General features: G+C 43.6%; 13 protein-coding genes. 8 read left to right on the forward strand and 5 right to left on the reverse strand.

The genetic code is table 11. From position 1 onward, the window contains the following. Nucleotides 1-194 precede the first annotated feature (194 nt). The gene (locus OZ660_RS08180; protein ID WP_274743156.1) at nucleotides 195-1292 is read left to right on the forward strand and encodes a glycosyltransferase; all 1098 of its coding nucleotides are present in this window, start codon (nucleotides 195-197) and stop codon (nucleotides 1290-1292) included. Between the two features lie 96 nt (nucleotides 1293-1388). On the opposite strand, the gene OZ660_RS08185 is transcribed toward OZ660_RS08180, so the two are convergent. Beyond that, nucleotides 1389-2240, reverse strand: a complete 852-nt coding sequence (locus tag OZ660_RS08185; protein ID WP_274743157.1) for a glycosyltransferase family 2 protein — start codon at nucleotides 2238-2240, stop codon at nucleotides 1389-1391. Between the two features lie 88 nt (nucleotides 2241-2328). Further along, nucleotides 2329-4236, reverse strand: a complete 1908-nt coding sequence (locus tag OZ660_RS08190) for an acyltransferase family protein (protein WP_274743158.1) — start codon at nucleotides 4234-4236, stop codon at nucleotides 2329-2331. Between the two features lie 353 nt (nucleotides 4237-4589). On the opposite strand from OZ660_RS08190, the gene pheS reads away from it, so the two are divergent. The 5 genes from pheS to OZ660_RS08215 all read left to right on the forward strand — a co-directional run bounded on the left by pheS (nucleotide 4590) and on the right by OZ660_RS08215 (nucleotide 9913). Then, complete coding sequence (gene pheS / locus OZ660_RS08195) at nucleotides 4590-5570, forward strand: phenylalanine--tRNA ligase subunit alpha (RefSeq protein ID WP_274743444.1); 981 nt, start codon at nucleotides 4590-4592, stop codon at nucleotides 5568-5570. A 14-nt stretch (nucleotides 5571-5584) separates the two neighbouring features. Further along, nucleotides 5585-7972, forward strand: coding sequence for a phenylalanine--tRNA ligase subunit beta (gene pheT, locus OZ660_RS08200; RefSeq protein ID WP_274743159.1), 2388 nt, complete (start codon nucleotides 5585-5587; stop codon nucleotides 7970-7972). Between the two features lie 3 nt (nucleotides 7973-7975). After that, nucleotides 7976-8275, forward strand: coding sequence for an integration host factor subunit alpha (gene ihfA, locus OZ660_RS08205; RefSeq protein ID WP_131094149.1), 300 nt, complete (start codon nucleotides 7976-7978; stop codon nucleotides 8273-8275). A 114-nt stretch (nucleotides 8276-8389) separates the two neighbouring features. Beyond that, nucleotides 8390-8944: a hypothetical protein gene (locus OZ660_RS08210; RefSeq protein WP_274743160.1), complete on the forward strand. Its 555-nt coding sequence runs from the start codon at nucleotides 8390-8392 to the stop codon at nucleotides 8942-8944. A 207-nt stretch (nucleotides 8945-9151) separates the two neighbouring features. Next, entirely contained in the window at nucleotides 9152-9913 is a 762-nt protein-coding gene (locus tag OZ660_RS08215; protein ID WP_274743161.1) for an Npun_F0296 family exosortase-dependent surface protein, read from the forward strand. Here OZ660_RS08215 and ybaK read toward each other — a convergent pair. Beyond that, complete coding sequence (ybaK, locus tag OZ660_RS08220) at nucleotides 9910-10377, reverse strand: Cys-tRNA(Pro) deacylase (protein WP_274743162.1); 468 nt, start codon at nucleotides 10375-10377, stop codon at nucleotides 9910-9912. The two genes, OZ660_RS08215 and ybaK, sit on opposite strands and share 4 nt — an antisense overlap. Continuing rightward, a complete protein-coding gene (locus OZ660_RS08225; protein ID WP_274743163.1) occupies nucleotides 10374-12695 on the reverse strand; it encodes a penicillin acylase family protein in 2322 nt (773 codons plus the stop codon). Before OZ660_RS08225 ends, ybaK begins: the two co-directional genes overlap by 4 nt. Nucleotides 12696-12793: 98 nt before the next feature. Between OZ660_RS08225 and nagZ the strand changes: the two genes are divergently transcribed. Both nagZ and OZ660_RS08235 read left to right on the forward strand, forming a co-directional pair. Then, nucleotides 12794-13804, forward strand: a complete 1011-nt coding sequence (gene nagZ, locus OZ660_RS08230) for a beta-N-acetylhexosaminidase (protein ID WP_342455368.1) — start codon at nucleotides 12794-12796, stop codon at nucleotides 13802-13804. Between the two features lie 144 nt (nucleotides 13805-13948). Then, complete coding sequence (locus tag OZ660_RS08235) at nucleotides 13949-14764, forward strand: putative porin (RefSeq protein ID WP_274743165.1); 816 nt, start codon at nucleotides 13949-13951, stop codon at nucleotides 14762-14764. Between the two features lie 50 nt (nucleotides 14765-14814). Here OZ660_RS08235 and OZ660_RS08240 read toward each other — a convergent pair whose 3' ends face one another. After that, the gene (locus tag OZ660_RS08240; protein ID WP_274743166.1) at nucleotides 14815-15330 is read right to left on the reverse strand and encodes a cob(I)yrinic acid a,c-diamide adenosyltransferase; all 516 of its coding nucleotides are present in this window, start codon (nucleotides 15328-15330) and stop codon (nucleotides 14815-14817) included.

Raw genomic sequence — 15330 nt, forward strand, 5'->3', positions numbered from 1 at the left:
AATTGGTCATCTGACATGTTATTTAAGGGCTTGTAAGGACTATGGCATTGTTATTGCTGCTCTTATTGTTTGCGAATCGTTTTGCAAACAATCACGAAGACAGATGATAACAAGTAAGATGAGCATGGTGTGTCACTTCATATTGCTGTCATCAAGAAAGGGTAGGCTCAAAAAGAGTGATAAATGGATATTTTATGAAGAAAAAAATTGCAGTTATTCATCCCGAAGCGGGTTTTTCGTCAAGTGGGGGATCACAGCTCAGTGCATACGAAATGGCACAACACCTGGCTGCATTTTTTGATGTGAAGTTATTGAGCGCCTCTAAATGCAGTGAACATAGCGTTGTTATCCCTTGTATTCCTCGCGGTAAAGTAAAGAAAGTTCAACGTAATAAGGTAGCAGACTGGTTTCTTACACGCTTTGTCTCAAATCCGTCGCTATTGATTGAATCCATGACAAGCTTTTTGACTTATACACCCTATCTAATGTTCAAAAGAGCCGATGTAATTTACCCGAATAACGATTATGGTGGTTTAGCCGTAGCCTATGTTATCAGGAAATTATTTAATACCCCCATTTTGTACACCGAGCGAGCGGGCATGGTGTCAGGCGGGAAGGTGCTGAGACGAAATCTAAAATTTAAACCTGATTGTTTGGTTGTATTCAACGAAGAAACGAAGCGTTATGTTCATTCTATTGCACCACAGCAGCGAGTAGAAATTATTCCTAATGGTGTCGATTTGTCACTATTTAGCACACAAGGGGAGTCGTTTGAGCATGGTTTGCCAGGCACTGTGGTGCTTGCTGTTGGCGCACTGAACCGTCAAAATCATAAGCGCTTCGACTTAGCAATAAAGGCGGTTAGCCAACTTAACGATGTCTCTTTATTAATTTGTGGTGACGGCCCTGATTTACGTTACTTTACTTCACAGTGTGAAGCGGCACTCGGTGCTAATAGGTTCAAAATAGTCAAAGTTGACTTCGCCGATATACCCAAAGTGTATCGATCTGCAGACATATTTACTTTACCGTCTGAGGATGAACCGTTTGGACGAGTATATCTTGAAGCTATGGCAAGTGGTCTACCCGTTGTGGCAACAGATGATGCAATGAGAAGAACGCTTATCGGCGACGCAGGCATTGTTTGTGACGTTACAAATGTGGCGGAATATGCCAAAGCTCTGTCAACTGCTATAGCCAACGACTGGGGCAGCAAGCCAGTCGAACAAGCAGCTGATTTTAGTTGGCAGCGTGTAGCTAAGCAGTATGCAGAGGTTATTAATACACTTTAGTCATGATGGTCTAGGTGGGGAAAATAAAAAGCACTGGTTTTTTAACTCAAACACCAGTGCTGATTTGTGAAATAATCACTTGGTTTGACAATTAGACTAGCGCGCGAACTTTCTTTTTATTCTGTCTTTTCCCAAAATAACTTTGCCGGTGGCAATAAGTCCAGCTTCTTGCACTGAGAGAGCTATCCAGCGTAACTTATTATTCTTTTTACCAATTTGGCTTAAAATTTGGTTAGCAACTCTATCGTTGTATGCTTCTTTTCCTAATAATGCTTTGTGTTTCTTAAATGCCTTTAATCGTGGAAATACTTTTTCTACTGGCATATTTGCTACTTCTGTTGAAATACTTACATGCCCCCGGCGATAAAAGTAGATATCCTTAGGAATATTGTGAAAAGCTGCATTTTCTAATGTTATTCGAACAAAGAAGTCCCAGTCCTGGCTATTTTTGAGCTCTTCATCAAACTGCAGGCGTTTTGCCAACTCGGTTTTACAGGTAACACCGCTCATTCCGCAGAATTTGTTTCCCCGCTTGATAACATCGGTAGTAATTACCTCAATAGGGTTAATGTGAATTTTGTCTGGAGTTTCTAGAAAACGGTACCCACACGTTACCGCATCTGCGTGTTCATGCGCTTCTAAATGTGTTTCTAAGTAGTTGGCATCCCACACATCATCATCATCCAAAAACGCAATTATGTCGGCTGTAGATTTCGAAATGCCAAGGTTTCTAGCGGCATTTGCTCCTGACGCTACTGGAACTTTGACATAGGTAAATCGTTCGCTCGGAAACTGAGAAAGAACCTCTTCATAGCTAACTGACGAACCGTCGTCTATTACAAACACCTCTTTAGGAGTGATTGACTGCTTTAGCACTGCAGCTAAAGACTCTTGCAAATAGTCAGGGCGATTGTGGGTCGTAATTACGACTGAAAAGGTTTTCTGCATTATTTAGTCCGTGTTGTAAATGAAAGCGCTGCAGTCCATTCGATAATGATTGAAGATGCCAATCCGTTATGACAAAAACATACTCGCATTACTTAATTTCTTGTATTGAATTAAGAATGCTCTTCACGATTTGCGAGGCGCCAAAAAGCGAAGGGTGGTCATCGTCGAAATATAAAGACCGTCCATTCTTTACTGAGAAGCAATAATCATTCCCACAAAACTGCTTCGCAGGTTCAATAAAGACGACATTTGACGGGTAACTTGCGTTTTCAAAGTGCTTGATGATGATTTCGTTGCGTTTAGTGTACCAGTCGTATTCAGTTCCAGCTATGTGTTCAAAATTATTATTAGCCTCCAGCTCTTTGTCGATTAGTCTTGTAATGTTTTGTGGTAATTCAGGAATAGGGTAAATGATAAATACATTTTGTTTTGTAGCAGCTAGCTTGGCTATTGCCCTATCAATATTGTGTAAAAGCAAATCAGTTCTGTCAGTGCGATTACTCTTAGGTTGATTTGGGTAGGCTTTGTTTGAACCACCTACAATTTGGCTTGAATACCTGTGAACAAAAACGACATTCTCAATTTCTGCATTTGTAGCAATGTAGTCTATCGACTCGTTATACCATTTTGCACACTTTGAGAAGCTATGAGGCATGCCATAGGCTGGCGCACAATCAGAAAAACTAAAATGCATTATTCCTTCGTTTAATTGCTTCAGCTCAGTACCTAGTGCGAAGGCAAGCTCTACTGAATGACTATCGCCGAATGTAGCCCACTTTGCATTGTCTTCATGAAAGTATGTGCAAGCGTTCTCGGGAGGCTGATGTGATTCTATGTGACAACGACTTCTTAAAGGACTGGGTTGAACGTCAGATATAAGAGTTTGATATTGAGCTGGGGCGAGCTGAATAAAGCCGGTTGATACAAAGATAGTTAAGCCAAGCAAGGCTACTGTTATCGATGACAATACGGATTTGTTTGTCAGTCTTTCTTTTAACGAGATACCCTTATTACTGAATGAAACACTCTCAATAAATTTAAAGCTTAAAAAGCCCATCAATATCGATAAGGCAAAGCATAAAACGGAATATTCAATTCCAAGCTTGTAAGTGTAAATCGCTACGACAAACGGCCAGTGCCATAAATAGATCGAGTATGACCAACTTCCTATTAATTGCATTGCACTATTGTTCAAAACGAGATTATTTTGATGGTTAGCACAAATAATTAGTGCAGCACCAACAACAGGTAATAATGCTGCATAACCTGGCCAAAGCGTATTTTCCGAAAAAATGAAGCATGACAGAGCAATTGCAAAAATGCCAAGTAGTGTAACGACCAGTTTGAGCCTACTGTTCATTTTCATTGGAAAAAGGAATACAACGCCGCCAGCTAACATTTCCCACGCGCGGGTTGGTAGCACAAAATACGCCAGGCTTGGGTTCTTAGGTGTAAGCCAAATGCTCAACGAAAGACTTATAAGTGCCATAACTGGCACAAGAGATCTCAGTGCTTTAAGACCTACAAAGCGGTGAATAATAAAAACGGCCAAAGGATATAAAATATAAAACTGCCACTCAACAGATAATGACCAAGTGTGTAGAAGCCAATTCTCCATAGAGTTAGAAGAAAAATAACCAGACTGTGTGTAATAGAGAATATTTGATGTAAAGGTCACTGAAGACACTACTTGTTTGCCAAGCTCAGAATACTCATACGGCGAAAGAAAAAGCCAGCCCAATATTATCAACACAGAACAAAGAGTGACCAATGCAGGAATTATTCGGTTAGCTCTGGAATAAAAAAATTCCCATAAATTGAAAGCGTCTTTTTCAAGTTTATTGCATATAATGGCAGTCATCAAAAAGCCAGATATGACAAAAAAGACATCAACTCCCACGAAACCACCTGGCAATGCACTTTCAAAAAAGTGAAAAATTACCACTGATAAAACTGCAATCGCTCTTAGTCCGTTTATATCGTTTCTAAAGGTCAAGTTTATTGTCCGGCTATATGGGTTGTTTGTTTTCTAAGCAGAATGCATGCCTTAATGAGATTAGTTCAGCCGAAGCACTCCCAGCGCTGAGGCATTTGAGTTATTAGTTTCAGTGCTTTCTGTTACATATAAAAGAAATCGCCCCAATGTTGGTCGCGTTTGCTAAAAAAATTGTGCAACCTAAACTCACATTCTCTTTTATCAACCAAAAATCTGCCATTATCAGCCATATAGGGTAGCGGTAACGTCTTGCTGTCGTGTAAACTACTGCCTTTATTTCAGGCAAGCCTTAGCGCACAGAATTAATCTCACAATGCTTTGGCCATGCAGTCATCATGTATATTGAGGAAAACATGGAGCTTGACGCTATTATCAATCAGGCACAGAGCCAGATTGACGCTGCAGAAGATGCAGCCACACTTGACCAAGTTAGGGTCGAATTCATGGGTAAGAAAGGTAAGCTTACCGACTTACTTAAAGGGCTTGGAAAGTTATCAAACGAAGAACGTCCTGCCGCGGGCCAAAAAATTAACCAAGCTAAGCAGGTTATTCAGCAAGCTATTTCAGCAAAAGGCGAGTTACTGCGCACGGCTGAACTTAACAAGAAGCTTGCTGAAGAAGCCGTTGATGTAACGCTTCCTGGTCGCACAGAAAAGCCGGGTAATTTGCATCCGGTTAGCCGCACTATTGCGCGCATTGAATCTTTCTTTGGCGAACTTGGCTTTTCGGTTAAAACGGGTCCTGAAATTGAAGACGGTTTTCACAACTTTGATGCGCTGAATATACCTGCGAATCACCCAGCACGTGCAGACCACGACACCTTCTATTTTAATCCTGACATGATGCTACGCACACAGACTTCTGGCGTGCAAATTCGCACAATGGAAGCAGAAAAGCCGCCACTGCGTATAATCTCGCCTGGCCGTGTATATCGTAATGATTACGACCAAACTCACACGCCGATGTTCCACCAAGTGGAAGGCTTGATGGTTGACAAAAACGTGAGCTTTACTGACCTTAAAGGCATTCTTCACGATTTTCTTCATCACTTCTTTGAAGAGTCGCTAGAAATTCGCTTCCGTCCGTCTTACTTCCCGTTTACTGAACCTTCAGCTGAAGTAGACGTTATGGGTAAAAACGGTCAGTGGCTAGAAGTATTGGGCTGCGGCATGGTTCACCCAAATGTACTTAAAGCAGTGGGTATCGACCCAGAAGAGTATACGGGCTTTGCCTTTGGTATGGGCGTAGAACGTTTAACCATGCTTCGTTACGGTGTTAACGACTTACGTTCGTTCTTTGAAAACGATCTTCGTTTCCTTAAGCAGTTCAACTAAGGCAGAGAGTAAACATGAAATTCAGTGAAAAATGGTTAAGAGAGTGGGTTAACCCATCGCTGTCGGCACATGAGCTGTCTGAACAGTTGAGCATGGCTGGCCTGGAAGTAGACGGTGTAGAGCCAGTAGCAGGTGATTTTAAAGGCGTGCTAGTCGGTGAAGTCGTAGAGTGCGGTCAGCACCCGAACGCCGATAAACTGCGCGTTACTAAAATTAACGTTGGTGGCGATGAGCTACTTGATATCGTTTGTGGTGCGCCTAACTGTCGTCAGGGCATAAAAGTAGCAGTTGCTGTTGTTGGTGCCGTATTGCCAGGCGATTTTAAAATTAAGAAAGCAAAGCTTCGCGGCGAGCCGTCATTCGGCATGCTATGTAGTTTCTCTGAGCTGGGTATTAGCGAAGACCACGACGGTATTATTGAGCTTCCAGCGGATGCACCTATTGGTACAGACATTCGCGACTACCTTGCTCTAGACGATAACGCCATTGAAGTAGACCTAACACCAAACCGCGCAGACTGTTTAGGTATTCGTGGTATTGCCCGTGAAGTTGGCGTACTTAACAACCTTGACGTATGCGAGCCTGAAGTCGTTGCAGTAGACGCAACGATTGACGATAAACTGTCAATTACGCTAAGCGCAGATGATGCCTGCCCTCGTTATTTGGGCCGTGTAGTTAAAGGCGTTAACGTTAAAGCTGCATCGCCATTGTGGCTAGTTGAAAAGTTACGTCGTTGTGGAATTCGCAGCATCGACCCTATCGTTGACGTGACTAACTTCGTACTACTAGAACTTGGTCAGCCAATGCACGCGTTCAACCTTGCTAGCATTGAAGGCAACATCAATGTGCGTATGGCTAATGAAGCCGAAACGCTGACATTATTAGATGAAACCGAGGCTAAGTTGCAAAGCAATACTTTGGTAATTGCTGATGATAACAAAGCGCTAGCGATGGCAGGTATTTTCGGTGGTTTACATTCAGGTGTAACGGCTGAAACACAAGATATTTTGTTAGAAAGTGCATTCTTTGCGCGTGATGCCATTATGGGTCGAGCACGCCAATACGGCTTGCATACCGATGCCTCGCACCGCTATGAGCGTGGTGTAGACCCTCAGCTTCAACGAAAAGCCATGGAGCGCGCTACTGCACTGGTAATTGAAATTTGCGGTGGTGAAGCAGGCCCTGTTGTTGAAGCCGTGTCTGAAGACAAATTGCCTAAGCAAGCAACAGTAACGCTTCGTCGCGAACGTTTGGCTCGTGTGCTTGGTATTAGCATTGACGATGCAAAAGTAACGGAAATGCTCAACCGCCTTGGTTTAGACGTAACGCAAACTGAAGCTGGCTGGGAAGCGGTTGCACCTAGCTATCGTTTCGATATTTCAATTGAAGAAGATTTGATTGAAGAGATTGCGCGCGTATACGGTTATAACAACATTCCAAACGTGGCACCAAAAGCCACGTTAGCAATGCTGCCTTCACAAGAAGCTAAGTTGCCGTTAAATACAATGAAGTCGTTGCTACTTAGCCGTGGTTATAATGAAGCGATTACTTATTCGTTTGTTGACCCGAAAATTCAAAATGCATTATTCCCAGATGTGAAGGGCATGGTTTTACCACACCCAATATCCTCAGATATGTCAATAATGCGCGTGAGTTTGTGGCCCGGTTTACTAGGTGCAACTGCGTACAATCAGAAGCGTCAACAACAGCGAATTCGTTTGTTTGAAACAGGATTACGCTTTATTCCTCAACAAGATGCGCCAAATGGTGTATTGCAACAGCAAGTAATTGGTGGTGTAGTAGCAGGGCGTCGTAACGAAGAACATTGGGATTTGGGCGATAGCCCAGTTGATTTCTTCGATGCCAAGGCTGATGTCGAGGCGTTGCTTGCGTTAACCGGAAGAGCGGGCGAGTTCCAGTTCGTCACGGGCGAGCATAGTGCGTTGCATCCTGGTATGACTGCAAAAATTTTGCTTAATGATGAAGAAGTTGGCTATATTGGTGCTATACACCCGCAGTTTACAAAATTGCTTGGTGTTAACGGCCGCGTATTTGTGTTCGAGTTAGTGGTAGATGCCATTACAGACCGCAAACTACCGTCTGCTGTACCAGTATCGCGCTTCCCATCGAACCGCCGTGATATTGCTATTACGGTTAAAGATGAAGTGCGTGTAGGAAATGTACTTTCTTACATAGAAAAAATTGGCGTAAATCAACTAGTTGCTCTAAACTTGTTCGATGAGTACAAAGGCAAGGGAATTGAACCTGGTTACAAGAGCCTTGCTTTGTCTCTTCATTTACAAGATCCGGATAAAACCTTAGAAGAAGCTGAGATTCAGCAAGCGGTGGATACTGTGGTTAAAGGTCTGGAATCTGAGTTTGGGGCCGCGTTAAGAGAGTAAACTATGGCATTGACCAAAGCCGAGATGGCTGAACACCTATTCGAGAAATTAGGCATCAATAAACGCGATGCAAAAGATCTGGTAGAGCTTTTCTTTGAAGAAATTAAAAGCGCTCTAGAATCTGGTGAGCAAGTAAAACTGTCAGGTTTTGGTAATTTTGACCTGCGTGATAAAAACGAACGTCCTGGCCGTAATCCAAAAACGGGCGAAGACATTCCTATCAAAGCACGCCGAGTGGTAACGTTCCGCCCGGGTCAAAAACTGAAAAGCCGAGTTGAAAACTCAGCACCTATCGACCAGTAATCACTAGGTCGTTACAATATATAAAAGAGCGAGCTTTCTCGCTCTTTTTGTATTGCTTCTTATAAAGCAGCGCATTCGCGCTGGTTTCCTTATGCAGTATTTATGGAGGTAAGTGTGAAAAAAGCGCTTGTTATTGTTGTTGCTATTGTGGTTGCGGCGCTTTCGTGGTTTGCCTATTTGTCTTCAGATGCCGATAAGCGGGATCAACAAGCGGCAGAAGTGCCTTTAATTACCGTAATGGAAATTTTGCATGCGAGCGATTTGCAAGCCGGTGTGAAAACTGCGGTAAAAGAGAAAAATACTCAAGCCATTGAACAGTGGCTAGAGCAGGCGGTAAATGTAGGTGAGGCCGCTAACCTTTCTAAGCAAGATTTGGACTATCTCAAATCAGAAACGGCAAAAGACTATGTAGTCTTTAATGCAAAGCGACAGCTATATAACGAAGCCTTTGAGGCCCGCTACTACTCTCTAGAAGAAGTTGAAAGCCTTAAACAACAATACCCTGAAGCAAAAGACTTGTTCCCACGAACCGATGCCTTAATTGAAAAACGAGATGCCATTATCGAGCAAATGGCTAAAACGCTTTCAGGCTCAAACACGGTAGACGACCTCTCGCTAAATAAAGCCAAGCAGCAATGGCGTGAACAAGCTGAAAATTTAGAGCAATAGCCTAAGCCATATTGCTCTAATTAACTCAGTTTTAGATATTCCATTTTTGTCGCAAAGTGCTTCGCAAAAAGCAAAAAACAATATGGGGAGTAGCTCGAAATAGTACTGTTTTCGGAATAAATTCAATGTAAACAATGCTTTGATGTTTTGGCATGGCTATAGCTATCTAAGGTAAACATTCTGTGTTTAATAGCCTTGGAGCTAAAGATGAAAACCGTAGTTGCTTTGTTTACGTTAAGTTTATGCCTTTTCTCATCCCCTCTTTTTGCAGGGCTCATTTTCACGCTGTCTGACCCTGATATTGCAGTAGGCCCTGCTGGCGTGTCGAACGTTGAGACTTTTGATAGGCAGTCAAGGGGAAGAGTATCAGATAGTATCATTACTAACTTTGGTGTATACCGTGTGCTTCAAGGCGGCGTTCGTATAAACGGCGCGAATAAATGGGGTGGGGCAGATGGAAACGGAAATTATTTGTTTATTCCTGCTGGCGGAGCGATAGAGCTTACTTTTAACAACCCTGTCGGCTATTTCGGGTTCTGGTGGAGTGCTGGCGATGCAGGTAACAAACTTACAGTAAATACAGTGTCTGAACCATTAGAATTTACCACTTCTGATATTTTGAATTCTCCTGCGCTCACGTCAGAGCACTTTGGCAATCCATTTTGGGGAAACCCTAATTCAAGAGATGATTATCATGCATCGTGGGAGCCTTTTGCTTTTGTGAACCTTTTCGCAGAAACAGGCACAGATGCTTTAACGTCAATACGCTTCTATGGCAGTAACTTTGAAAGTGATAATCACACTGTGTTAACTACTATACTACCCAGTTCAGGGGCGTTTATATCAAGAGTGGGAATACAATCAGTACCAGAGCCTAGTGCGTTAGCGCTATTCTCATTCGCGCTATTATTGATGTACCGAAAGGCTCAAAAGCGTTATGCAGTAGCGCCAAAGCTCGGCACACGCTAAGCGGTAATATCAGCAAAGGTTGCCTGCGTTAGCATAGCCAGTGTGGTGGGAGAAAGAGAAAGTTCCAATCCTCTTTTTCCTGCACTAACATAAATGTCTGACAGTGCTTCTGCACTGTCGTGTATAACAGTAGTAAGTCTTTTCTTTTGTCCTAGTGGACTTACCCCACCAAGCACATACCCTGTTGAGGTCATGACGTCTTCACTTTTTGCCATCACCACTTTTTTTGTACCGAGGGCTTTTGCCATCTTCTTTTCACTGAGTTTGTTGTTTACAGGCACGATGGCTACCGCAAGCGTGCCTTTATCAGTGCTCACCACTAAGGTTTTAAATACGGTGCTTGCATTCAGTTCAAGTTTCTCAACCGCTTCTAGCCCATAAGAGGAAGCGTTGGTGTCATGTTCATACTTGAGTACGTGGTGTTTAACACCTTTTTTCTGCAATAGCGTTATAGCGGGCGTCATTCGTTTTCTTTTTTGTAAAATAAGCGAGTGTGTTCAATATCACTTGGCAACAGTGGGGTAGCAGCGTGTGTTGCATAATCACTGAAACCCGACGTGTAATAAGGTGAAAGCGGATGCCCTGATTGGCCCCCAGGCAAGGTTAAAATGGCATCTTCTAGATGGCCGGGGCTTACAAACAATCGTTGCGATGCGCCAAAATTTGGCGATTGCACAGCAGGCATATAAGTATCACCGAAGCCCTCAACGGTTTGCATATTCAGGTATTGTCCAATGTACGGAATTTGAGATGCAAAAGGGTGAGAAACACGCAGCTTATTTACGTTACCCCAGATTAGCGTTTCCATATCTGCTTCGACGGGGGAATAGGTATCAAGAAGTTTGTGTTTAGCCCTTCGATAGGCGTCGACCAAAAGTTCATCGAAGCTGTCCGTGCCTTTTGGTAGCCAACTGCTGGGTTGTTCATGGATGAGTTGCCACGTAGCCGGTTCAATACCTCGAAGTAGCGTTCTGCTATTAACCCCTTTTCGGTCTATTGACTGCAAAATACGTCCGAAAAGCGTTTGAATAACTTCACTACGAAAGTGTTTAACTAATGTATAACCCACAGAATCTTCACAAGCACATGCGTTCCAGGTATTCAAATAAGCAAGGTCTGGCTTAAACTCAACATCTTGTACCCGCAGCAACCCTGATAAAAGGTTATGCCATGGCATGAGGAATTGGGCATGATTATCCAGTTGAATTGCGTAGAAATCGTTTTCAGTGAAACTATCTTTTTCAAATAAGCGATCGCGAATTTGTCTACCACGAGCACCAAGCGCATAGCCACCATCGCCTAGTCTTGGTAAATCATGTGTAGAAATCACGCGCGCATTTGCCGTCCATATTCTACCGTGTTCAGGGTTCACGACCGACGGCAAATTCGTCGCTCTTTTGGGGCTTTCAGCTTTTAGTGATTGTTCTGAAATGGCGACATAACTTGCGCTCTCACGATCCATTACAGCGCCACCAGGCATCCAGCCCGCATTGCCGAGTTCGTCAACAATAACGAGGTTTTGTGTAGGAATGGCAATGGTTTTACCCACCGACATGGCCTCAGTGAGGTTTTTAGCTGCCCCCAGATTGATAATACCCAAGTTTACCGCAAACGGCTGGTGCGCTACCCAATTAAGCGCGTATCGCTTTTGGTTTACCACACGTACAGGCCCAAATTGGCTTACTTCTATAGTGTAAGTATGTTCGCCATCCGGTAACGGAATACGTCGAGTGTAAGATTGTGTTTGCGTATCATCATCTAACGCTATCCAATCAACATTATCGACATTGGCATTGGTGAAGCCCCATGCGATATGATTATTGGTACCCACGACAATGCCAGGCAACCCGGGTAACGACACGCCGGTTACCTGAACTTGCTCACCCGCTTCTTCATAGTTTAGCTGTGCCTTATACCATATAATGGGTACTCGAAGGCCAAGGTGCATATCATTGGCCAGCATGCCTGAACCCGTGGTGGTGAGCTTTCCCGTCACAGCCCAGTTATTACTTCCAATATCCGGTAGCTCGGTACCAGTGTATGCGACGCTTGCGTTCTTATCGTCGTTGGCATCTGCTGCATTATCAGGAAAAGTGGGAATGGCTTGGTCAAACAGCGGTGTTTCGCTTCCATCTAGCGCAGCTTGGTAGTGACTTGGCTGAGTAATGAAATTATATATTTCATCACCGTACAGTGTTTTAAGCATGGTACGGGCCATGTCTAAGCTAATTTGGCTACCTTGTAGGTCGAGGTACATGCTGTACACCACCAAAATACTATCGGTTGGATGCCATTGCTCTAGTTGTACTCCAGCAGCTAAGTATTCAAAAGGTGGAACTGTCATTTCCGCTAATGCATCATTAACACCATGAGCATAACGCACTAATAATTCTTGCTGTCGAGCGGGAAGGTTTTCATAGACAACGCGGGCGCGCTGTGCAAATTGATGGAAGCGAATGTTTTTGTCTCGTTCCAGCGCTACTTTTCCAACCCATCGAGATAAATTGCCTGAGGCGGCTCTTCGTTGAAGATCCATTTGGAAAAAGCGATCTTGAGCATGAGCAAAACCAAGAGCGTAAGCGACATCAAAAATATCGTCAGCTTTTATAACGGCATACCCGGTTGCATCACGGCTGAGTTCTGTCACAGCGTTCACGTGATAGGTATTACTGTTACCATCTAGTGAGGGCAAACTTAGGCTAAGAGAAGCGTACAAGGAAACGACGGCAAGGGCGAGTATGGACAATAAACCAATTACAAGCCATTTGATCCAATTTAACACGTGTAATACTCCCTTTTTTTCTCTATCCTAACCAGAGATTTACAAAATTTGAAGTGATGTTTTATGACAGCTTACAAGGGGGGCTCGTGGGCCCTTTAATGCTCGACTGCCATGCTGAAGAATTGCAGAGCGAAGAGAAAGAAAAATTAGCACACCCCGTGGTAGGCGGTTTAATTTTATTCGCTCGAAACTATCATGATAAAAAGCAGCTCGCTGCACTCATTCAAGATATTCGCCGTTATGCCAAACGCCCTATATTGATAGGCGTTGATCATGAGGGAGGACGAGTACAGCGTTTTCGCGATGGTTTTACTGCACTACCCGCAATGGGCGATATTATGCGGCAGTCTGAACATCAAGACGAAAGCGAAAAGTACGCAAAAGCTTGCGGGCTGGCGCTTGCTTACGAACTTAAAACGCTTGATATCGATTTTAGCTTTGCCCCCGTGCTTGATGTTAACGGCGTGTCGCAAGTTATTGGTGATAGGGCGTTTGCCGATAATGCAGATGACGTTATTCGCTTAGCTACTGCACTTATTCAAGGATTGAAATCAGCAAATATGCCTGCAATAGGCAAGCATTTCCCTGGGCACGGTAGTGTCGCTCCTGATTCACACATTGCTTTGCCAGTGGATGAGCGAGAGTACAACGAAATACGGCAAACAGATATGGTTGTATTTGAGCGGCTCATTGAACGCAATTTGCTTGATGGCGTTATGCCTGCCCACGTTATTTACTCTCAGGTTTGTGATAAACCAGCGGGGTTTTCACCTTATTGGTTGCAGCAGATACTCAGAGAGAACCTAGGTTTTCAGAAAGCGATATTTTCTGATGACTTATCGATGCATGGCGCTAGTGTTGCTGGCGGCTATCTAGAGCGCGCAGAAGCAGCCCTTGATGCGGGGTGCGATATGGTTTTAGCCTGCAACAACCCCAAAGGCGCTGAACAGATTCTGGATGGTTTAGTTGCAAGGGTGTCGTCTCAATTGCCCAAAGATATTCAAAAAAGTGAGCGAGTTTTGTCACTTTACGGGCGAACCCTTAAACTGGGTATAAGACAAGATTATGACGATGCAATACATTTAATTAATCGCCTAAATGAACGATAGTTCAGCAACTCATATTATAGCAATCTGTACGTAACATTTGCTTATTTATTAATCGGTTGCGGCGTGTATTCAGCTTCCATTCAGAAAAGAACGTCCATACTCTAGCTTTCGAATTTTCTAACACGTTTGCTACAAGGACGTTCTATGTTTTTACGGGTTTTTTCTACCTCTTTATTAGCGTTATCACTTACACCATGTGCGTTTGCACAGTCGGTGCCCATTAATCACGAAGTGAGTGTTGGCTTTGCTGACGTCAGAGATGCTGATGACAACTTTGTTGGTGTTAGCTACCGCTACTATCTTGAGTCAGTCGATATTGACGAGCAACCTTGGACCATCAGCCCTTATCTACAGCGTACCAATAACGTTTCGGTTGATTACTTTGGTATTGATAACCTCGATGCAATTAACGTGAATGGTGAATGGTTCTATTCAAACTCATTGGTGCTAAGAGGGCGCTACGGAAGCGTCGCAAACGATTCACGTAACTATGAAGAAACGTTGCACCGATTTGGTCTAGACGTATCGACGTTCGCTAATGATCATTGGGAATATGGTGCGGGCTTCGATTTTTACGATTATGAAGAAAGCTTCTTCCGCTCAGGTGATAAAATTACAAGAAGTGACGATGAACTTAGCGTAAGTGTGTTCGCACGATATACCAGCTTTGGCACACAAATGCGCAGTTTTACACCGGGTTGGGATGTGCAAGCCCGAGGTACTTACTTTGACGATGATCTATCAATTGAAATCGATGCCAACTATTACGTTAAGGCAGACTGGAGCGTTGGCGTGAGCGCAATTTTCGAAAACAACGACAGCTTTGGGTCTGATAACGTTATTGAGCTGGGTACTGACTATTGGTTTAACCCACATGCCTCAATTCGCTTTGGCTTGGGTTACGACACCGATGATGGCAACCTAGGCTCTGCAACACTACTAGGTACATTTAGATTCTAATTTTGCCTTTCATACACTTGTATAACGCACTTTGCTAAGTACAAAGTACGTTATACAGGCACCTCTTCTACGCCTGCCTCAATATTTAAAAAGCGTGCAAACGTAAACAAAAAGTCACTAAGGCGATTGAGATAAGCATGCACGACTTCAGGAACGTCGTAATGTTTGGCTAGACTAATTACCGCTCTTTCTGCACGTCTACAAACTGCTCTGCAAACGTGAGCTTGGGCTGCTGCTCTGCTACCACCGGGCAACACGAAAGAAGTATTAGGGGGCATTTTCGCTGTTAATGTGTCGATAAGTGTTTCAAGCGCATCTATGTTTTTATCCGTTAGCGTTGAGCTAGCTGAAATGGCGAATCCAGCCTGAAAAAGATTGCGCTGTATATCATGAAGCATGGGTTTGTGTTGTACCGAGACCGTTGCGGCCAATAAGCCAATATGGCTGTTTAGCTCATCAATGTCGCCGTAGCTTTTTACAACTAAGTCATCTTTTTCCACACGTACTGCCTTATCGGCATAAATTTGTGTACTACCCTTATCACCTGTGCGTGTATAAATTTTCAT

The sequence above is a fragment of the Alteromonas sp. 009811495 genome, from assembly GCF_028865455.1.
Taxonomy (GTDB): Bacteria; Pseudomonadota; Gammaproteobacteria; order Enterobacterales; family Alteromonadaceae; genus Alteromonas.